The sequence below is a fragment of the Chryseomicrobium palamuruense genome, assembly GCF_042649045.1.
Classification (GTDB): Bacteria; Bacillota; Bacilli; order Bacillales_A; family Planococcaceae; genus Chryseomicrobium; species Chryseomicrobium palamuruense.
Window position 1 is genome coordinate 306,412 of record NZ_JBHSEF010000011.1, and the last position, 18,246, is coordinate 324,657.

The following is an 18,246-nucleotide window of genomic DNA, read 5'->3' on the forward strand; positions in this document are numbered from 1 at the left end:
TAGTAACAAAGAAAGGATGTAAACGTTATGCGACATACTTTTCATCAGCAGCTATCATGGGGAAGTACAAGAAATGAAATTGGTGAAGTTATAATCGGTCAAACACCCATTCCATTTTCCATTCCACAGGATTTGCAAGGCCCTGGCGTCGGCACGAACCCTGACGAACTTCTACTCAGTTCAGCTGCTGGTTGTTATATAATGACACTTGGCGCCATGTTTGAAAGAAGCTCACTACATATCGAACAGATCACTATGCACTCTGAACTGGACATTTCCGTGACAAACGGAGAATTTAAAGTAGAAGAGATACGCCATCATCCTACACTCAGTGGATTTGATCCCTCCAAACGAAAAATGATTGAACGAATTGTTCATAAAGCAGATGAGCGTTGCATGATCAGCAATGCGTTAAAAGCATCAGTAACGATAACTATCCATCCCGAGTATATTGAGGAGGTTCATTCATGAAAACGCTTTTTTCAAATGCACGTTTTGTGACGATGACGGCAGAAGGTCATGAAGTAGAAGCCGTAATAGTAGAAGACGGAAAAATCATCGAAACAGGTCGTTTTAATGATTTAAAAGAACTTGCTGACGAACAAGTGTCTCTTGAAGGAAAAGTAGTCTATCCAGGATTTATTGATAGTCATATGCACTTAATTGGACATGGCCAAAAAATCAGTTCGGTGGATTTATCTGGATTTACATCCATCCGTGAAATTTTGGAAGTGATACATCAAGCAGAGCCAGTATCCGGCTGGATTGTTTTAGAAGGATGGAATGACAATCAGTTAATGGAAGGACGTGCTATCACGCGACAAGATATCGATACTGTTTGTTCAGATTATCCCGTCGTTTTAAAAAGAATCTGTCGCCATGTGGTTGCCGTCAATTCGAAGGCTCTTGAACTGGCTGGTATTGGTGAAGACACACACGATGTGTCGGGAGGCGTCATCGGTCGAACGGATCATGGAGAACTGAACGGTCTTTTCTATGATGAAGCACAAGCGCTCATCATCGAGCATATTCCCGAGCTTTCACAAGATGATTTGGTCGATATAATACATACAAGTATCAAAGATTTACACCGAATGGGGCTGACGGGTGCACATTCCGAGGACATGGCCTATTACGGACCATATACGAACCCATTGGGAGCATATCGCAAAGCCATTGATTCGAACTTCCGTGTTCATCTACTGCGCCATCATCACGTTTTTAAAGATATGGTGCATGAATCAGGGGGTGCTTTTATTTCATTAGGCAATATGAAGATTTTCATGGATGGATCCCTAGGGGGGCATACCGCATGGTTATCAAAGCCTTATACAGATGAACCGAGTCTATCAGGAGTTGCTGTTCACACAGAAGAGCAACTAATCGCACTGACGAAAGTCGCTCGGACTTATCAAACGGGTATCGCGGTTCACGTGATTGGCGATCAGGCAACAAAAGTCGTGCTTGATGTGATTGAAAAACATCCTCCACAAAACGGCGTCATTGACAGACTGATTCACGTCAATGTGTTGTCAAAAGAGCTAATTGATCGAATGAAAGAGCTTTCAATTATGGCGGATATACAGCCAATGTTCGTTCCATCGGATTTTCCTTGGGTGACAGATCGCTTAGGAAAAGATCGCTTAACCTATTCTTACGCTTGGAAAACGTTACTTGAAGAAGGAATTGTTCTTGCAGGAGGTTCAGACGCCCCCATTGAGAATGCTGATCCTCTACTGGGTATGAATGCAGCAATGAACAATCCTTATGTACCTGATCAGGAATTAACTGCGTTTGAAACGATTTCTTTATATACAACGGGAGCGGCAGCTATCGCAAAAGAAGACCATCTGTACGGAAAGATTGCTTCAGGCTTTTGCGCAGACTTTACTGTTGTATCCGACGAAATCACGAAAGAATCCATTTCCCATTGTCAAATTGAAGCAACCATTGTGAATGGAAACGTGGTTTATCAAAAAGAAGAGGGACACGTCTAGAAAGGAATTGTTACATGGGCTTTATAGGTATTGACGCAGGTGGGACACTTGTCAAACTTGCTTACAAATCGGAAAGTAATCAAATTCATACAACGTATTTTTTATCTTCCCGATTTGATTTAGTAAAACAGTGGATTGAAAACAAGTTTGATCATCCGAAAATCTGTATGACGGGTGGTCGAGCGAAGCAACTACAAAACTTTTTAGGCACAGAGAATTATCAATATGTTGTTGAGTTTGATGCGACAGTCCGAGGTGTACTTTACCAACTAGATAAAAATCATATCGATATTCAACAAGCCATCGTGACGAATATTGGAACGGGGACGTCAATTCATCACCTATTCGAAACTCAGCATACCCGCCTTGGAGGAACAGGAATCGGAGGCGGGACCCTCATGGGTCTAAGTAAAAAGATGGCGGGAACAATGGTGTTTGGTGAAATTGTTGAACGTTCATCAATGGGTTCGCGGAAACACATCGATGTACTCGTAGAAGATATTTATCAGGAAAATCAACTACCCATCAAGGGTTCATTAACGGCAAGCAATTTTGGTGCACTTCTTCACTCAGAAGAGGAAGTAAATTCAGATAACGATTATTTAGCAGGTATCCAAGGGATGATCGGAGAAGTCATCTCATCGTTGTCCATTCAGGCTGCGGATACAAAAAATGTGGAGGATATTATTTACATTGGCACTACTCTGGAAAACAACGAAATGCTTCAAAATGTAATTGCATCTTATACGACTTTAAAGAACAAACGAGCCGTGTTTTTACCGGAACATGGGTATAGTGGAGCAATTGGTGCATTATTAACAATTTAATCATTCCATTTGCAATCTCTCCCAAGACATGGTATATTGTAATAGAATTATTTTTGTTCGGAGCGTTAGTAGGTGGCAACACTTTTACTTAACAGTGTTGAGCAAGGATAGTAACAAAAGTGTACACACAGTACATGAGGAGGATACACACATGGAACAAGGTAAAGTAAAATGGTTTAACTCAGAAAAAGGATTCGGATTTATCGAGCGCGAAGGCGGAGACGACGTATTCGTTCACTTCTCAGCTATCCAAGGCGACGGTTTCAAAACTCTTGACGAAGGTCAAGACGTAACTTTCGAAATCGAGCAAGGTCAACGTGGTTTACAAGCTACAAATGTAAACAAAGCTTAATTTAACCTTTCAAAAAGACTCCTTCGGGGGTCTTTTTTTTACTTCTAGATGTGGAGCAGGCTCGCTCTGAAATTCTGTCAAATGACAGCGTGGACAGGGAGGCGCTCTTTACCTCAATGGATGCGAATGATTTTTGAGTGTGTTTCTAGGCTACGCAACTCGAGTACACATAAGATGTGAAGAACGCTTGGTCAAAAACAGTTGCGGTCCATTCGAGCCGCTTACCCGGTCCATTTAAGTAGACTACCCGGTCCATTGCGTAACAATTGAACAGAGTATATTGTTATAAGGCCCATTTAAGCTACCTACCCGGTCCATTTCAACCATCTACCCGGTCCATTCTAATGCCCGATGTTCAAATTGTCTAGATTCTCTTCCTAAAACACTCAAATACCCAATCCCTTCCTAGCAAGACCTTCCACCATCCTGCTCCAGTAACCCCGAGAAATCTAAATCATTTCCTCAGCTCATCCGCCGCCAATCGATGCGCGGCAGCATTCTCTTTATCGGGAATCCACTTAATAAAGTAAAGAGGAATGTTTTTTAATAATTCCTCAATTTCATCCAATACTACTCGAAACTCCGCGTTTTTCACAAACATTCGATCAACTGCTTGAAAAACGATTTTGGAGTCAACGCGTATGGACAGAATATCCGGTTTGAGAGGGATCACTTCTTTTAAACCTTCCCGAAGTGCAATGAATTCTGCCAAATGGTTCGAATAGACGCCTATTTTTTTAGCAACCATCCCTTTGTGTCCGTTCCCTTTATAAAAAATCCCGATGGCGCTCTCTCCAGGATTTCCCCGAGTAGCTGCATCTGTATAGAGTTCGAGCATATTCGTGCTCCTTTCCTTGCCATAGCTAGTTACTTCCGATTATACTACTACAATAGATAAGGTGGGTGTATCATGTCAGAAAATACTGTAATCAACGAAATCTCACGACTAGAAGATGTCTATTGTGAACAATGTCCAATCAAGCAAGATCTCCGTGCGCGTCAAGGGAAAACGGCTGCTCACCATTTTTGCATTGATACATGTTCCGTGGGACGCGAACTTCAACAGATGGGTCAATCATTACTCCATATTTCATACGCTAACAAATAAAAATCCCTGCGAAAGTTCGCAGGGTTTGTTTTCGTTTATCATGTGATTTTATTCTGTCATCACTTGTACTTCTGACGCTTGAGGACCACGATTGCCCTCTATTGTGCGGAATGTGACGCGTTGACCTTCTTCTAACGTGCGGAACCCTTCGCCGAGAATCCCAGTAAAATGAACAAATACATCTTCACCATCACTCGATTCAATAAATCCATAGCCTTTTTCTGCATTAAACCATTTTACTTGTCCTTGGTGCATCGTGCAGGACCTCCTTCGTTAGAAAAATCAGATAATTACTAGATAAACTATACAGGATTCGACCTATTCCGTCAATTTGAAAGGGGAAAACCTTATGTGGAACAAGTTAGAAGAAATGCTACATACGTATTACAATTCATTTGATGCAAGTCATGATATGGCACATGTTCGTCGTGTCTATCACACTGCAATGGAAATTTATAGAGCTTATCCGGAGGCAGATCAGAAACGAATTATTTTAGCGGTTGCGCTACATGACGTGGAAGATAAAAAGTATACCAATGGTCAGAGTACGCAAGTAATGGAGCTTGTATTCAATGAATTTCATGTATCAACAAAAGAGCAAAAAGTTATTCGTGAAATAATTGATCAAGTATCCTTTTCAGGCGGAAAAGAAGCGACATCGCTCGAAGCAAGAATCGTTCAAGATGCGGACCGGTTAGATGCCTTGGGTGCTATTGGAATTGCGCGAACATTTGCTTATGGGGGGGCTAAAGGTCGAAGCCTTTACAATCATGAAGAAGTAGAAGCTGTGTTACGCGGAGAAGGCGTAGCAAATGGAGCGTCCGTTACTCATTTTTACGAAAAACTATTACATGTGAAAGAACGTTTGAATACAGATGAAGCTCGAAAAATTGCCAATGAACGTCATCTGTTCATGGAACAATTTTTACATCAATTCTATAAAGAAATTGGGGATCAACCATGTCACAATTAATTGTTCAACAACTGACAAAGACCATTGGCGATAAAACGCTCTATGATAGAATCTCATTTACCATTACGGAGGGAGAGAAGATTGGCCTGCTCGGCAGAAATGGATGTGGGAAGTCGACGCTACTTCAAATCCTAGCTGGTGAAATGGATGCAGATGTAGTATCTATGGATCATCCCAATGCCTATTCGATGGTTTACTTGTCTCAGAATCCCGAACTAACAGCTGGAAAGTCGATACTGGAAGTCATGTTTGAAAGTGATATTCCGGTTATGGAAATCAACCGCAAGTATGAGCAGATAAGACACGCAAGCGAGGCAAATCCGGGAGATATGAACCTCATAAATGAACTATTACAATTGCAAGAAAAAATGGAGCAACTAGGTGGTTGGGAAATGAATACAGCTGCTAAGTATGCGCTCACAAAACTGGGAATCACAGAATTTGATCGGTTAACAAATACATTATCCGGCGGTCAGCAAAAGCGAGTAGCTCTTGCACGCGCATTGATTGAACCTCATGATTTGTTATTATTGGATGAGCCGACCAATCACTTAGATATAGAATCTACACAAGCTCTCGAAGAGCTCGTAAAGTCGTATAAAGGGTCGGTCCTCTTTGTGACGCATGACCGATTGTTTTTAAACCATGTGACGAATTCGATTTATGAAATCGATCAACAACAGCTCTTTATGTATAAGGGGAATTATGAAACGTATCTAGAAAACAAGGTGATCCGTCAAGAACAAGCAGCTGCTGAGCAATCCAAAATCGAGAATTTATACCGCAATGAATTGAAATGGGTGCGCCGTGGTGCAAAGGCACGCACGACGAAACAAAAAGCACGTCTTGACCGATTTGATGAGATTGCTGAAAAAGCTTTAAAGAAATCTTCAGCAGACTCGATGGAGATGAATCTTTCAGGCAGTCGTTTAGGCAAGAAAGTGATGGAAGGTAACCACCTTTCGAAGAGCTTCGGGGACCGTGTTTTATTTCAAAACTTCTCCTTTATTTTACAAGCAAAAGACCGTATTGGTATTCTAGGGGAAAATGGTGCAGGAAAATCGACTTTGATGAATATCCTTGCTGGTAAAGAGTACCCTACAAAAGGTTCACTCGACATTGGATCGACCGTTCGTGTTGGATATTTTACTCAACAGTATCCAGAGTTTAATCCAAATCAACGCGTGCTTCATTACATCGTAGAGACATCTAATGCGATTCAGACTACAACCGGAGAATCTTTGTCGGCTGTTCAAATGCTTGAAAGGTTCTTATTCCCAACAAATGTTCACGGGACGCCTATTGGAAAGTTGTCGGGAGGCGAGAAGAAAAGGCTCTATTTATTGAAGCTATTGATGGAACAACCCAATGTATTATTACTGGATGAGCCCACAAATGATCTAGATTTAGATACGCTTGCAGTATTAGAAGATTATCTTGACTCGTTTGGTGGAGTGGTGATTGTTGTTTCTCACGATAGATATTTCTTAGATAGGGTAACAGAGAAATTATGGGTAGTTGAAAAACAACAAATCACAGAAACTCTTGATAGCTATCAAGACTATATTGAAAAACAAAAAATAAGAGACGTATCAGTGGAAGTTACTGATATTCCTGAAGTACAGGAACCTGTGAAAGAGAAAAGGAAGCGTCTCTCGTATCATGAGAAAAAAGAATGGGAAACCATTGAACAAGAGATTGAACAATTAGAAGAAAAAATCAGCCTGTATTCAAGAGAAATCGAATCCGCGGGATCTGACTATGAAAAAATCCGTCTTGCCACCATAGAGCTTGAAAAAGCTGAGGCTTTACTGGAAGATAAAATGGAGAGATGGGCTTATTTAGAAGAAATCGTTTCCTCATGATACACTTAGGACAGAAGGAGTGAGATGAATGAAAATCAAGACGATTGAACCAACACCAAGTCCAAACTCCATGAAGATTGTGGTCGATCAAGAGTTACCATTTGGTAAAAGTTTCAACTATAAACCTGATGCTTTAGGAGAGGCACCTGAATACATTCATCGCTTGTTTTCTTATGAAGGTATAAAAGGTATTTATCATGTGGCAGATTTTTTAGCTGTTGAAAAGCATCCAAAAGCTTCTTGGGATCAATTGATACCTCAAATTGAGGCATCATTCTCAGGAGAAAAAACTGTTGATAGTGAAGTCGAGATGGATGAGCATTTTGGAGAGGTACGCGTTCATGTGCAAGACTATCACGGTATCCCACTTCAAGTGAAAGTTTTTGATGGTTCTGCTGAACAACGCTTTGCCTTATCGTCTCGTTTTACGGATACGTTTAATGTGCGAATGCAAGATGATGAAAATTATATCATGCAGCGTAAATGGTTAGATTACGGTGTTCGCTATGGAGATTATGAAGAAATCGGCACACAAGTCGTTGCTGAAATCGAAGCGGCATTTACAGACGAACGTTTAGAACAATTAAAATCACCTCAATCCTCAGTTGAAACTTCTTGGAAGGAAGAGCGTCATCCGGTTTCTTTAGAGGATTTTCAGCACCCAGATTGGCAGGTACGTTATCAACTCCTTGACCGTTTGACACATCCAAGAGAAGAAGATTTACCTTTACTCGCACTCGCCTTGAAGGATGAGAAAGTGTCTATACGTCGTTTAGCTGTTATTTACTTAGGGATACTGGAAGACAAACTTACGATTCCTCACTTAACTATTGCATTGCATGATAAAAATGCTTCGATTCGTCGAACAGCGGGAGATACAATGAGTGACCTTGGCTATCCTGAATTTGCATCCGCGATGGAACATGCTTTGCATGATAAAAGTAAGCTCGTCCGTTGGCGAGCGGCTATGTTCTTCTATGAAGTAGGAGATGTATCCAATTTAGAAGCTCTTCGCTCGGCTGAAGAAGATCCAGAATATGAAGTGAGACTTCAAGTGAAAATGGCCATTGCCCGAATCGAGCAAGGTGAAGAAGCTAAAGGGTCTGTATGGAAACAAATGAATATGGCAAGAGCTATTAAGGAGGAATAAGAGTGAATGCATACGATGAATACATGAAGCAAATAGTTGTGCCGATGCGTCAAGAATTGACCCAGCACGGTTTTAAGGAACTAATTTCTATAGAAGAAGTGAACGAGCATATGACGACTGCTAAAGGAACATCTTTTATTGTCATCAATTCAGTTTGTGGATGTGCAGCTGGACTTGCCCGTCCGGCTGCTATCGAAGCAATCTCCCAACTTGAAGTTAAGCCAGAGCATCTTGTGACTGTGTTTGCAGGACAAGATGCGGATGCGACAGCTCAAATGAGAGAATACTTTGCGGATGTTCCGCCAAGTTCGCCTTCTATGGCTATCTGGAAAGACGGTGAGCTTGCCTATTTTATTCCACGTGAACAAATCGAAAACCATCCGAAAGATGCCATCAAAGAACATATTCAAGGAGCTCTTTCGCAAATCATCTCTTCATGAAGGCGGGAGTAACCACTTCTGCTAAACTGGATGAAAAGGGCCGACAGTTTGCCAAACAAATTGCGCTTAAAGAAAAACTTCTTTATATCGAGCGATTCAATCAACCTCTTCACAAACTTTGGGGAGACTTTGACGTGTTATACATGTGGACGACAAACGGATGGTATGCAGAAACACGTGATACTAGTCGGCATCACTTTCATCCTGGAACAGCCATGTTTCGCTTCAAACGATGGAAGTTAGGGGAGCGAGAACCTTTCTTGGAAGCGACAGACCTTCAAGCTGGAGACAGTTTTTTAGATTGTACGCTGGGACTTGGGTCTGATTGTTTGATGGCAAGTCTTCAGGTTGGGAAGCTAGGTAAGGTGACGGGGATTGAAAAATCACCTATCTCAGCATTCTTATTTCGTCAAAGCCAATTTTCTACGGACTTAGGTGAGTCTTTGCTAAATGAAGCCCTCCATCGAATTGAGTTCTATGAGATAGATGCTCTTACCTTCCTCAAAGGTCAAAAAAATAATTCAGTAGATGTCGTCTACCTAGATCCCATGTTTGAAGAGCTGATCGAAGAATCAACCAACTTTCGATCACACCATATCATCGCTTCAAAAGATCAGCTTTCTGCGGAGTGGATGAACGAAGCAATCCGCGTAGCAAAAAAACGAGTGGTTTTAAAAGCTCATTTTCGGAGTGAATTGTTCGCTCACTACTCATTTAAGAGGTTAGCGCGGAAGTCCGCAAAATTTCATTTTGGCTATATTGAAAAAAATAAACTGTCCCGCTAATATAGCGAGACAGTTTATTTTTAGTGTGTAAAATTAAGTGACGTCAAGTACCCTAATAATAATAAATAGCCGATGCCCATTAATAATCCATAGTCCATCTCACAATCGCTCCTTTGTTTCACTATTCTATGTCTAGTAATTATTGTACAATGAAATTAGAAAAGAATGAAGTCTAAGTAATCTCTTTCACTTGAAGATGTATCAAATTTGTTACGAATGGACGTGTATGGGATGTCAGTATTTTGGAGAAAATTAGTCACCGCTCTTGTTGCCGTCATTACATTTGGGGTTATCACACCTTCGCATGAGATTTGGAGCAATGTCTTCGAACCGCCTGGGATTACATATAGTAAAATAGATGATCGTGTCTTTGTTTTTGAGCCAGATGCCCTTGTCATAAAAGCGGAGGAACAAAGTGCATTAAAGTTTGGTTCGAAAATTCAACCGAAAATTGAATCAAAATATATGTCTGAGATTTTTCCTTTATATCAACAGAAAATTTACGAATTAGCGACAGAAACTTCTTCCATCTCCTCTAAACCATCTGGAAATCACGGAGAGAAAATCTTTCATCTGTACGATAAAGTGACGGGTGAAGATGTCCTGAGGGCGCACGTGCGTGTAGAGAAGCGGCCCAAAGATGGCTATTTCTTCACATTTCATTATCATACAGCAGACGATCACTTCATGAGTCATAAAGATATTGGAGAGATTTATTGGTCAAAAAACACACCACCGAAGTGGATGTCATAAAGGGGTCAACCAACATGAAACAATACCATGAACTTTGCGAATATATTTTAAAAAATGGAGCGAACCGTCAAGACCGAACTGGAGTGGGTACGATTGGCGTATTCGGATATCAAATGAGATTCGACCTCTCCATGGGGTTTCCGCTCTTAACTACAAAGAAAACACCGTTTCGTTTAATCGTCAGCGAATTGTTATGGTTTTTAAAAGGAGACACCAATATTCAAACGTTGGTGCGAGAGAATAACAACATATGGAATGAATGGGCTTTTGATAATTGGGTGAATTCTAACGACTATACAGGACCTAATATGGAAAACTTCGGTATTCGTGCAACGAAAGATGAGGAATTTCGCAAGTTGTATGAAGAGGAAATGGAGACGTTCATTACTCGTATAAAATCAGACAATGACTTTGCTAAAAAATATGGCGAATTAGGGCCTGTGTATGGACGGCAATGGCGGGACTGGAAAAGACAAGACGGGGAATCCATTGATCAGATTGCTCAGGTTATTCATTCCATCAAGCATCATCCTCATTCAAGACGTCATATCGTGACGGCATGGAATCCAGCTGAAGTAGAACATATGGCGCTTCCCCCATGTCACTCCTTCATGCAGTTTTATGTACAAGACCAAAAACTTTCCTGCCAACTTTACCAGCGCAGTGCAGATGTCTTTCTTGGTGTGCCTTTTAATATTGCATCGTATGCGTTACTCGTTCACTTGATTGCAAAGGAAACAAATCTGGAAGTGGGAGAGTTCGTCCATACGTTTGGCGATGCACACATTTATCTAAATCACTTACCGCAAGTGGAAATTCTCCTTAGCCGTACACCAAAATCACTACCGACTATTGAGATACCTGAAAAATCTATTTTCACATTAGAAACATCCGATATCCTTTTAAAGGGTTACGAGAGTCATCCAAGAATACAAGCAGAAATCGCTGTCTAAGGAGGAAATACATGATTGCATTTGTGGTTGCTCATGACAAAAATTTAGTGATTGGCAAAAATAATCAATTGCCTTGGCATCTTCCTGAAGATTTAGCTTATTTTAAACGAGTGACGATGGGTAAACCCATGATTATGGGTCGCAATACATTTGAGTCGATTGGCAGACCTCTTCCAGGACGTCAGAATATCGTTATCACTCGAAACGACTCGTACCATCATAAAGGAATTCATACTGTACAGAGTATGGAACAAGCCTTAAAACTCGCAAAGACTTTCCACACAGATATTATGGTGATTGGTGGTGCATCCATCTTTAATGAACAGCTAGATGTGGCAGATACACTTTTCATCACCGAAATACATCATACCTTCGAAGGAGATACGTTTTTTCCAAGGATTGATTTAAACGAATGGGAGCTTGCCTGGGCTTCAGAGCTCCAAATATCTACAAACGGGTTAACGTATACATATAAGCGTTATCACCGAAAGGCAAGTGAATAAAGTGCTGAGAAGCCTACTTACATATAGTTATATTATTGGATTCATTCCTACACGCATGCGAGCGTTAAAAAAGTTGAGAATTCAAAAGTCTCAATTATCAGCTCAAGCATACGATGAGGAAGTCTATAAAGTACCGCGACATTGGGCCACAAACATTTTAAAGAAGGCTGGTGTTTCAGTCGAAATATCAGGGGTAGAGCATCTGCCGATTGGACCTGTACTATTTATTTCCAATCATGAAGGGAATTTTGATATACCGGTTTTAATCGCACATGTTCCAAAACCATTCGGCTTTTTGTCAAAAGTTGAAGTGAAAAAAATTCCTTTTATTTCTGATTGGATGGAAGAGATGAATTGTGTATTTATCGATCGCACGAATCGAAAGAATGCTCTTCAATCTATTCATGATAGTGTTGAGCGGTTACAACAAGGACATTCTTTACTGCTCTTCCCTGAAGGTACTCGCTCGAAGGGAAATGGGGTACAGCCGTTCAAGTCGGGATTTATTCGCATTGCTGAGCGGGCAAACGTACCTATCGTTCCTATAGCAATCTATGGAACTTCACATATCATGGAGCAAAATAACAATCATATTGTACCTGCTCATGTTAAAATTCAGCTACTTCCTTATGTGGAGTTGTCTCAACAACCCTCTGAATGGTTGTTAGCAGACATTCAAAATCAAATTGAACAAGCCGTTGCACAACTGAAAGGGGATTTATGATGAGGACAATAAAAATTGTAACTGATTCAACTGCCGAGCTTACCCAGGCGATAATTGATCACTATAATATTACGGTCGTTCCATTAACGATTCATATCGACGGAGACGATTATTTAGATGCTGTTGATATTTCTGCAGAAGAATTTCTTGAGAAAATGAAACACTCGAAAGATTTACCTAAATCATCACAACCTCCAGCTGGAAAGTTTAAAGAGATCTATGACGAACTCGGAGCAGATGGTTCTCAAGTTTTATCGATTCATATGACGGGTGGAATGAGTGGAACTGTCAAATCTGCAGAGTCAGCTGCTAGTATGACAGACACCCCTGTAACAGTCATTGACTCGCGATTTATTTCACATGCTCTTGCTTTTCAAGTGCTTGAAGCGGCTAAACTTGCCGAACAAGGGGCAACAATGGAGGAGATTGTGAATCGGCTAAAAGTAATCCGTAAAAATACTCGACTTTTCGTCGTTGTTGATACGTTGGATAACCTTGTAAAAGGGGGACGAATTGGAAAAGGTCGTGCAATGATTGGATCTTTACTTTCAATTAAACCGATTGCATCCTTAGCAGGTGGAGAATATACGCCTGTTGCAAAAGCGCGCAGTTATAAACAAGTAGTGAACTACTTGATGAATGAGTTTACAACAGATTCCAAATCACAACGTATCGTTGCAGCGGGAATAGCTCAAGCAAATGGCTTCCAAATGGCTACCCCTTTATTGAGTGAAATTGAAAAGACAGGATTTATGGACACGAAAGTCACGTATACAACTCCTGTAATTTCAACACATACAGGCCCAGGTGCCATCGGCTTTATGTATTTGCTGGAAGGATAGAGATTTGTGAAGAGATTACTTGTTGTTTTGTTGATGGTAACTATTGTTCTAGCAGGATGTTCATCAATTGTCATAAAGCCCATTTTTGGATTGAAAGAACGCGAAGAGCCAACAAATCTTCAAGTTCCATACGGAGTCTTTCCGGATAATTTGTTGTTTCTAGGATTAGGTGATTCGTTAACCGTTGGAATTGGAGACGAACTGCAAAAAAACGGATATTTAGGTCGAGTGAAAGATGTATTTTTACAATCCGAATCGGTGGAAGATGTCGACCTTATTAATACAGCAAAGCGGGGACGGAGAAGTGATCAGCTCATGACGCTTCTCTCTTCTGGGAATTTAGATAAAGAAATTCAAGAGGCGAGTCATATTTTTCTTTCGATTGGCGGAAATGATATCATGAGAGTGATCAAAAGAGATTTATTTTCACTAAAACTGGAAGCTTTTGAAGAAGAGCAAATCTTTTATGAAACACGTTACTTTCATATTCTCCATTATATTCGTCAACTCAATCCTAAAGCGCCCATCACTGCTCTTGGCCTATACAATCCATTTTCACTTATCACTGTAGAATCCCAAGAAGTGGAGACCATTGTAACAAGTTGGAATCATTCCATGGAAGACACTCTTTTAGAATTTGAAAATACATGCTTTGTTCCTGTTCAAGATTTGTTTTATACGAATACGAACTTGGTATATCACACAGATTTCTTCCATCCCAATGCAAGCGGGTACGAATCCATTGCAGGTCGAATGACCCGAACGATGGAAAGCTGTGGTTTTATTGAAATAGATAATGGGGAACTGTATGTAAAAGGAGAGTGAGCCTATGAATCGGTGGAAAGTGGCTTTTTTCATACTTATAATAGCAATCGTCTTGGGCATAGGCTACTTAGCAAGTCTTTTAACGACAGAATCGGAATCGTACACACTTCCTGTTAGAGCAGAAGCGCCAGCTGGTGGCCAACTATTTGTCGAGACATCTAAAAATGACTTTGAGGTATTAGCGAATAAATATTTGCAACAAGCCATTAATGATCAATCGATTCCACTCGATTTAAAGGTGGATGATCAAATTGCTCTTATATCAGAATTGCAAGTATTTAGTTTAACTATTCCGGTTCAGATGTACTTTGAACCAATTGTTCAAGATGATGGCAACATTCAATTGAAACAACAGCAAGTAGATATAGGACAGTTATCGATTCCACCTGAACAAGTTCTCAAACTCTTACGGGATTCTGTTGATTTACCTGCATGGATGGTCGTGAGTCCGGCGGATGAATCCGTTTTTATTGACCTCTCTGGAATTCCCATTGAAGGCGGATTCGATATTCGAGCACGTAAGTTGGATTTAATCAATGATGAGATTATACTAACTGTAACTGTTCCGACTGAATAGGAGGTTAACCTATGGAAATTGCAACATTTGCAGGAGGATGTTTTTGGTGTATGGTGAAACCCTTTGACCAGTATGATGGAATTGAGAAAATTGTATCAGGGTATACCGGTGGTCATGTACCCAACCCAACATATGAACAAGTGTGTTCAGAGACTACTGGTCACTATGAAGCCGTTCAAATCACTTATATTCCAGATGTTTTTTCCTACGAGAAACTTGTGGAGATTTTCTTTCAAAATATCGACCCATTTGATGCAGGTGGTCAATTCTTTGACCGAGGACAGTCGTATCAAACGGCGATTTTCTATCATTCGGAATATCAAAAACAAGTGGCAGAAGATGTTATCCGGCGGATGGAACAGCAGACCTTCCAAAAGAAAGTTGCAGTAAAGCTGCTTCCGGCTTCTCCTTTTTATGAAGCAGAAGATTATCACCAGGAGTATTACCGGAAAAACCCGAGTCATTATACACGCTATTTTGAAGGCTCCGGTAGAAAGCGATTCACAGAAAGCTTGAGGAGGAATTTCTTTGAAAGATGAACTTAAATCAAAACTAAACGAAATGCAATATTATGTGACGCAAATGAATGGAACCGAGCCACCTTATCAAAATGAATTTGATCAACATTTTAGTGAAGGCATCTATGTGGATATCGTATCCGGCAAACCGTTGTTTCATTCGAAAGACAAATACGATGCAGGTTGCGGATGGCCAAGTTTCACTCGTCCGATTGACGACCCTGAAGTCATTGAGAAATTTGATGACACTCACGGGATGCGTCGTGTAGAAGTGCGAAGTAAAACCGCAGATTCTCATCTCGGGCATGTATTTCCCGATGGGCCAAAAGAAGAGACGGGGTTACGGTACTGTATCAATTCTGCCGCACTTCGATTTATTCCAAAAGAAAAACTGGAGGAACAAGGATACGGAGAGTATCTCTCCACGTTTTAATGCGACTCAATCACTTGGACAACAGTCCGAGTGATTTTTTTGGAGGTGAACCTATTGAAAGATTCATTTTATCAATTTGTCTTACGCTATCGTGGAAGCCTCCTAGCGGATGCCAAGCATCTATTTGCTGAGCGCGTTTTTGACTCACATGATTTCCCGAAATCTTCTATTGATTTTCAAGAACTGTCACGGTATATTGAAATGCAAGCTGATTCTGAGATGCCTGCTTCGGTGTTTGATGAGTTATGGGAAGAATATCAAGCAAGACGGTGACTTCCGTTGCATTCAGCTTATAAAATCTGTATCATAAACGTATACGTTAAAGAAATGAGGTTTCAATCATGAGTGTTCATATCAGTGCAAAAAAAGGTGAAATCGCCGATACAATTTTATTACCAGGAGATCCATTGCGTGCGAAGTATATTGCCGAAACATTTTTAGAAGATGTGGTTCAATATAATGAAGTCCGAAATATGTTTGGTTACACAGGTACATATAAAGGAAAACGTATTTCTGTTCAAGGGACAGGTATGGGTGTTCCATCGATTGCTATCTATGTTACTGAATTAATGCAAGAGTATGATGTACAAAAATTGATTCGCGTAGGCACATGTGGTGCGATTCAGAAAGATGTAAAAGTACGTGACGTCATATTAGGACAAAGTGCTTCTACAGATTCATCATTAAACAAAGTGTTATTAAATGATTTAGCTTATGCGCCGACGGCTAACTTTGACCTTCTTTACAAAGCTTTCGAGGCTGGAAAAGAAGCAGGTCTTAACTTACGTGTAGGTAACATCTTTACAGCAGACTTATTCTATAATGATGAAGCAGATTACAAGAAATGGGCGGACTACGGTATTTTAGCCGTTGAAATGGAATCAGCAGCACTTTATACACTTGCTGCGAAGTTTAATCGTCAAGCCTTATCTATCTTAACAGTCAGCGATCATATTCTTACGGGTGAAGTGACTTCATCTGAAGAACGCCAAACTACATTCAATGATATGATTGTCGTAGCACTTGAAGCTGCAATTCAAGAGTAATAGTTCCGAGACTGTCATTCCTGACAGTCTTTATTAATGAGGTGAGACGATGGAACATCAGCCTGAACAACAACCAGAAGTACAAGAACAGCCACCAGCACGTAAAGCATTTCGTATCAATCCATTTATTTTTGTGATTGTCTTGTTTTTGACAGCGACTGTTTCAGCAGGTGTTACTATGCTTGCTTTGACAACTGGTGAGGAGAAAGTCGTGGAAGTGATTCAACCTGTTGAACGACAGGAATTTTCAAAGCTTTACGATGTGTATGACGAATTAAAAAGTAGTTACTACTCCGAATTTGATCAAGAAGAGCTTGTTAACGGAGCTATAAATGGAATGGTCGATGCACTTGGAGACCCCTATTCAGATTATATGAATGTGGATGAAGCCTCTCAGTTTGATGAAAGTATCTCCTCAAGTTTCCAAGGAATCGGTGCGGAGATTCAAGAACGAAATGGCGTAATCACCGTCGTTTCCCCAATCAAAAATTCACCTGCAGAACGTGCTGGTATTATGCCGAACGATCAAATTCTCTCTGTAGATGGGGAAGATATTCGTGGATTTAGCGCATCAGAAGCAGTTCTCTTAATTCGCGGTGAAAAAGGGACAGATGTCACACTGACAATTAAACGCGGGGAAGCGCAACCAATTGAAGTAACTATTACACGCGATGATATTCCTATTGAAACCGTTTATGTAGAAATGATGGATAATGGCGTGGCCCATATTGCCATTTCTAGTTTTTCCCGTAATACCTATCAAGAGCTTTTAACTGCACTTGAGGAGATGGAAGCGAAAGGAATGACCTCTCTATTACTCGATGTGCGTCAGAATCCAGGAGGACTCCTTGATGTTGCGATAGATATTGCTTCATTATTTGTTGCAGAAGGTGAACCGATTCTTCAGATTGAGCAGCAAGGTCAAGCTGAAACCATTCCTGCACTAGGAGGAGAGAAAATCTCCATCCCGACGGCAGTCATTATCGACGAAGGAAGTGCATCTGCTTCTGAAATCATCGCAGCGGCACTTAATGAATCTGCTGACATACCTCTTATCGGATTAACGACGTTCGGTAAAGGTACGGTACAAAGTGTGGAAGATTTAGAAGATGGCTCAAATATCAAATTAACCACAGCAAAATGGTTGACACCAGATGGCAATTGGATTCATGAAAAAGGTGTTGAACCTGATTATATCGTTGAGTATCCAAGCTTTGCTTCAGTTGCTCCTCTTGATGCTTCAACAGAACTATCTCTTGGTCTCCAATCAGAAGCCGTGACGTCTCTGGAACAATTCATGAGTGCTCTCGGTTTTGAATCAGGGGAACAAGATGGTCGATTTGACGAAGCGTTGCAACAAGCAGTTATGCAATTCCAAGAACAAAATGATTTAGAACCGACTGGAGTAGTGTCGGGTGAGACAACAACAGCTCTCATGGATGCTATTCGTACGAAATTAACTGAAGAAGATCCGCAGCTGTTGAAAGCTGCAGAACTTCTTCAAACGAATCCATAATACATCAACAGGGCTGATTTCAACATGAAATCGGCCCTGTTCTGTTCTCAAGGAGGGAA

The 18,246-nt window shown here is 40.7% G+C and carries 24 protein-coding genes; 22 read left to right on the top strand and 2 right to left on the bottom strand.

The genetic code is table 11. From position 1 onward, the window contains the following. The first annotated feature begins 27 nt into the window (after positions 1–27). From ACFO0S_RS06040 to ACFO0S_RS06055, 4 genes are all read left to right on the top strand, one after another. The gene (locus tag ACFO0S_RS06040) at positions 28–471 is read left to right on the top strand and encodes an OsmC family protein (RefSeq protein ID WP_378140911.1); all 444 of its coding nucleotides are present in this window, start codon (positions 28–30) and stop codon (positions 469–471) included. Further along, entirely contained in the window at positions 468–1,997 is a 1,530-nt protein-coding gene (locus tag ACFO0S_RS06045) for an amidohydrolase (protein ID WP_378140912.1), read from the top strand. The genes ACFO0S_RS06040 and ACFO0S_RS06045 overlap by 4 nt, the downstream gene beginning before the upstream one ends. Before the next feature lie 14 nt (positions 1,998–2,011). Then, positions 2,012–2,824: a type II pantothenate kinase gene (coaW, locus tag ACFO0S_RS06050; protein WP_378140913.1), complete on the top strand. Its 813-nt coding sequence runs from the start codon at positions 2,012–2,014 to the stop codon at positions 2,822–2,824. A 151-nt stretch (positions 2,825–2,975) separates the two neighbouring features. Next, the gene (locus ACFO0S_RS06055; protein ID WP_378140914.1) at positions 2,976–3,176 is read left to right on the top strand and encodes a cold-shock protein; all 201 of its coding nucleotides are present in this window, start codon (positions 2,976–2,978) and stop codon (positions 3,174–3,176) included. Positions 3,177–3,630: 454 nt separating this feature from the next. Here ACFO0S_RS06055 and ACFO0S_RS06060 read toward each other — a convergent pair whose 3' ends face one another. Next, a complete protein-coding gene (locus tag ACFO0S_RS06060; protein WP_378140915.1) occupies positions 3,631–4,014 on the bottom strand; it encodes a ribonuclease HI family protein in 384 nt (127 codons plus the stop codon). A 72-nt stretch (positions 4,015–4,086) separates the two neighbouring features. Here ACFO0S_RS06060 and ACFO0S_RS06065 point away from each other — a divergent pair, with 72 nt between their 5' ends. After that, positions 4,087–4,284, top strand: a complete 198-nt coding sequence (locus ACFO0S_RS06065; RefSeq protein ID WP_378140916.1) for a zinc-finger domain-containing protein — start codon at positions 4,087–4,089, stop codon at positions 4,282–4,284. A 48-nt stretch (positions 4,285–4,332) separates the two neighbouring features. Here ACFO0S_RS06065 and ACFO0S_RS06070 read toward each other — a convergent pair whose 3' ends face one another. Next, positions 4,333–4,539: a cold-shock protein gene (locus tag ACFO0S_RS06070; protein ID WP_378140917.1), complete on the bottom strand. Its 207-nt coding sequence runs from the start codon at positions 4,537–4,539 to the stop codon at positions 4,333–4,335. 94 nt (positions 4,540–4,633) lie between these two features. On the opposite strand from ACFO0S_RS06070, the gene ACFO0S_RS06075 reads away from it, so the two are divergent. The 17 genes from ACFO0S_RS06075 (at position 4,634) to ACFO0S_RS06155 (ending at position 18,187) form a co-directional block, all read left to right on the top strand. Then, complete coding sequence (locus tag ACFO0S_RS06075) at positions 4,634–5,257, top strand: HD domain-containing protein (RefSeq protein ID WP_378140918.1); 624 nt, start codon at positions 4,634–4,636, stop codon at positions 5,255–5,257. Next, complete coding sequence (locus ACFO0S_RS06080; RefSeq protein ID WP_378140919.1) at positions 5,245–7,122, top strand: ABC-F family ATP-binding cassette domain-containing protein; 1,878 nt, start codon at positions 5,245–5,247, stop codon at positions 7,120–7,122. Before ACFO0S_RS06075 ends, ACFO0S_RS06080 begins: the two co-directional genes overlap by 13 nt. 28 nt (positions 7,123–7,150) lie before the next feature. Continuing rightward, positions 7,151–8,272, top strand: coding sequence for a conserved virulence factor C family protein (locus ACFO0S_RS06085; protein ID WP_378140920.1), 1,122 nt, complete (start codon positions 7,151–7,153; stop codon positions 8,270–8,272). 2 nt (positions 8,273–8,274) lie between these two features. Continuing rightward, entirely contained in the window at positions 8,275–8,712 is a 438-nt protein-coding gene (locus ACFO0S_RS06090) for a BrxA/BrxB family bacilliredoxin (protein ID WP_378140921.1), read from the top strand. Beyond that, positions 8,709–9,497, top strand: a complete 789-nt coding sequence (locus ACFO0S_RS06095) for a class I SAM-dependent methyltransferase (protein WP_378140922.1) — start codon at positions 8,709–8,711, stop codon at positions 9,495–9,497. Before ACFO0S_RS06090 ends, ACFO0S_RS06095 begins: the two co-directional genes overlap by 4 nt. Positions 9,498–9,728: 231 nt before the next feature. Then, complete coding sequence (locus tag ACFO0S_RS06100; protein ID WP_378140923.1) at positions 9,729–10,250, top strand: YpjP family protein; 522 nt, start codon at positions 9,729–9,731, stop codon at positions 10,248–10,250. A 14-nt stretch (positions 10,251–10,264) separates the two neighbouring features. Continuing rightward, positions 10,265–11,203, top strand: a complete 939-nt coding sequence (locus ACFO0S_RS06105; protein ID WP_378140924.1) for a thymidylate synthase — start codon at positions 10,265–10,267, stop codon at positions 11,201–11,203. A gap of 11 nt (positions 11,204–11,214) precedes the next feature. Beyond that, positions 11,215–11,706: a dihydrofolate reductase gene (locus ACFO0S_RS06110; RefSeq protein ID WP_378140925.1), complete on the top strand. Its 492-nt coding sequence runs from the start codon at positions 11,215–11,217 to the stop codon at positions 11,704–11,706. 73 nt (positions 11,707–11,779) lie between these two features. Then, a complete protein-coding gene (locus tag ACFO0S_RS06115; RefSeq protein ID WP_378140926.1) occupies positions 11,780–12,430 on the top strand; it encodes a lysophospholipid acyltransferase family protein in 651 nt (216 codons plus the stop codon). Then, positions 12,430–13,272 carry a DegV family protein gene (locus tag ACFO0S_RS06120; protein ID WP_378140927.1) on the top strand — a complete coding sequence of 281 codons (843 nt, stop codon included), beginning with the start codon at positions 12,430–12,432 and terminating at the stop codon, positions 13,270–13,272. The genes ACFO0S_RS06115 and ACFO0S_RS06120 overlap by 1 nt, the downstream gene beginning before the upstream one ends. Positions 13,273–13,278: 6 nt before the next feature. Further along, positions 13,279–14,097: a GDSL-type esterase/lipase family protein gene (locus ACFO0S_RS06125; protein ID WP_378140928.1), complete on the top strand. Its 819-nt coding sequence runs from the start codon at positions 13,279–13,281 to the stop codon at positions 14,095–14,097. A gap of 4 nt (positions 14,098–14,101) precedes the next feature. Then, the gene (locus ACFO0S_RS06130; RefSeq protein WP_378140929.1) at positions 14,102–14,674 is read left to right on the top strand and encodes a YpmS family protein; all 573 of its coding nucleotides are present in this window, start codon (positions 14,102–14,104) and stop codon (positions 14,672–14,674) included. 11 nt (positions 14,675–14,685) lie between these two features. Continuing rightward, positions 14,686–15,213: a peptide-methionine (S)-S-oxide reductase MsrA gene (msrA, locus tag ACFO0S_RS06135; RefSeq protein WP_378140930.1), complete on the top strand. Its 528-nt coding sequence runs from the start codon at positions 14,686–14,688 to the stop codon at positions 15,211–15,213. A 22-nt stretch (positions 15,214–15,235) separates the two neighbouring features. Further along, positions 15,236–15,625 carry a peptide-methionine (R)-S-oxide reductase MsrB gene (gene msrB, locus ACFO0S_RS06140; protein WP_378140967.1) on the top strand — a complete coding sequence of 130 codons (390 nt, stop codon included), beginning with the start codon at positions 15,236–15,238 and terminating at the stop codon, positions 15,623–15,625. Positions 15,626–15,679: 54 nt separating this feature from the next. Further along, positions 15,680–15,898 (top strand): YozE family protein, encoded by a 219-nt coding sequence (locus tag ACFO0S_RS06145; protein WP_378140931.1) that lies wholly within the window; start codon positions 15,680–15,682, stop codon positions 15,896–15,898. Between the two features lie 68 nt (positions 15,899–15,966). Further along, the gene (gene deoD / locus ACFO0S_RS06150; protein ID WP_378140932.1) at positions 15,967–16,671 is read left to right on the top strand and encodes a purine-nucleoside phosphorylase; all 705 of its coding nucleotides are present in this window, start codon (positions 15,967–15,969) and stop codon (positions 16,669–16,671) included. A gap of 49 nt (positions 16,672–16,720) precedes the next feature. Then, a complete protein-coding gene (locus tag ACFO0S_RS06155) occupies positions 16,721–18,187 on the top strand; it encodes a S41 family peptidase (RefSeq protein WP_378140933.1) in 1,467 nt (488 codons plus the stop codon). The last annotated feature ends 59 nt before the right edge of the window (positions 18,188–18,246 follow it).

What these genes read in the sequence shown, in the direction of transcription:
- ACFO0S_RS06040 (WP_378140911.1), top strand. Translation starts at nt 28, where the DNA reads ATGCGACATACTTTTCATCAGCAGCTATCATGGGGAAGTACAAGAAAT.
- ACFO0S_RS06045 (WP_378140912.1), top strand. Translation starts at nt 468, where the DNA reads ATGAAAACGCTTTTTTCAAATGCACGTTTTGTGACGATGACGGCAGAA.
- coaW (WP_378140913.1), top strand. Translation starts at nt 2,012, where the DNA reads ATGGGCTTTATAGGTATTGACGCAGGTGGGACACTTGTCAAACTTGCT.
- ACFO0S_RS06055 (WP_378140914.1), top strand. Translation starts at nt 2,976, where the DNA reads ATGGAACAAGGTAAAGTAAAATGGTTTAACTCAGAAAAAGGATTCGGA.
- ACFO0S_RS06060 (WP_378140915.1), bottom strand. Translation starts at nt 4,014, where the DNA reads ATGCTCGAACTCTATACAGATGCAGCTACTCGGGGAAATCCTGGAGAG.
- ACFO0S_RS06065 (WP_378140916.1), top strand. Translation starts at nt 4,087, where the DNA reads ATGTCAGAAAATACTGTAATCAACGAAATCTCACGACTAGAAGATGTC.
- ACFO0S_RS06070 (WP_378140917.1), bottom strand. Translation starts at nt 4,539, where the DNA reads ATGCACCAAGGACAAGTAAAATGGTTTAATGCAGAAAAAGGCTATGGA.
- ACFO0S_RS06075 (WP_378140918.1), top strand. Translation starts at nt 4,634, where the DNA reads ATGTGGAACAAGTTAGAAGAAATGCTACATACGTATTACAATTCATTT.
- ACFO0S_RS06080 (WP_378140919.1), top strand. Translation starts at nt 5,245, where the DNA reads ATGTCACAATTAATTGTTCAACAACTGACAAAGACCATTGGCGATAAA.
- ACFO0S_RS06085 (WP_378140920.1), top strand. Translation starts at nt 7,151, where the DNA reads ATGAAAATCAAGACGATTGAACCAACACCAAGTCCAAACTCCATGAAG.
- ACFO0S_RS06095 (WP_378140922.1), top strand. Translation starts at nt 8,709, where the DNA reads ATGAAGGCGGGAGTAACCACTTCTGCTAAACTGGATGAAAAGGGCCGA.
- ACFO0S_RS06100 (WP_378140923.1), top strand. Translation starts at nt 9,729, where the DNA reads ATGTCAGTATTTTGGAGAAAATTAGTCACCGCTCTTGTTGCCGTCATT.
- ACFO0S_RS06105 (WP_378140924.1), top strand. Translation starts at nt 10,265, where the DNA reads ATGAAACAATACCATGAACTTTGCGAATATATTTTAAAAAATGGAGCG.
- ACFO0S_RS06110 (WP_378140925.1), top strand. Translation starts at nt 11,215, where the DNA reads ATGATTGCATTTGTGGTTGCTCATGACAAAAATTTAGTGATTGGCAAA.
- ACFO0S_RS06120 (WP_378140927.1), top strand. Translation starts at nt 12,430, where the DNA reads ATGAGGACAATAAAAATTGTAACTGATTCAACTGCCGAGCTTACCCAG.
- ACFO0S_RS06130 (WP_378140929.1), top strand. Translation starts at nt 14,102, where the DNA reads ATGAATCGGTGGAAAGTGGCTTTTTTCATACTTATAATAGCAATCGTC.
- msrA (WP_378140930.1), top strand. Translation starts at nt 14,686, where the DNA reads ATGGAAATTGCAACATTTGCAGGAGGATGTTTTTGGTGTATGGTGAAA.
- msrB (WP_378140967.1), top strand. Translation starts at nt 15,236, where the DNA reads ATGCAATATTATGTGACGCAAATGAATGGAACCGAGCCACCTTATCAA.
- deoD (WP_378140932.1), top strand. Translation starts at nt 15,967, where the DNA reads ATGAGTGTTCATATCAGTGCAAAAAAAGGTGAAATCGCCGATACAATT.
- ACFO0S_RS06155 (WP_378140933.1), top strand. Translation starts at nt 16,721, where the DNA reads ATGGAACATCAGCCTGAACAACAACCAGAAGTACAAGAACAGCCACCA.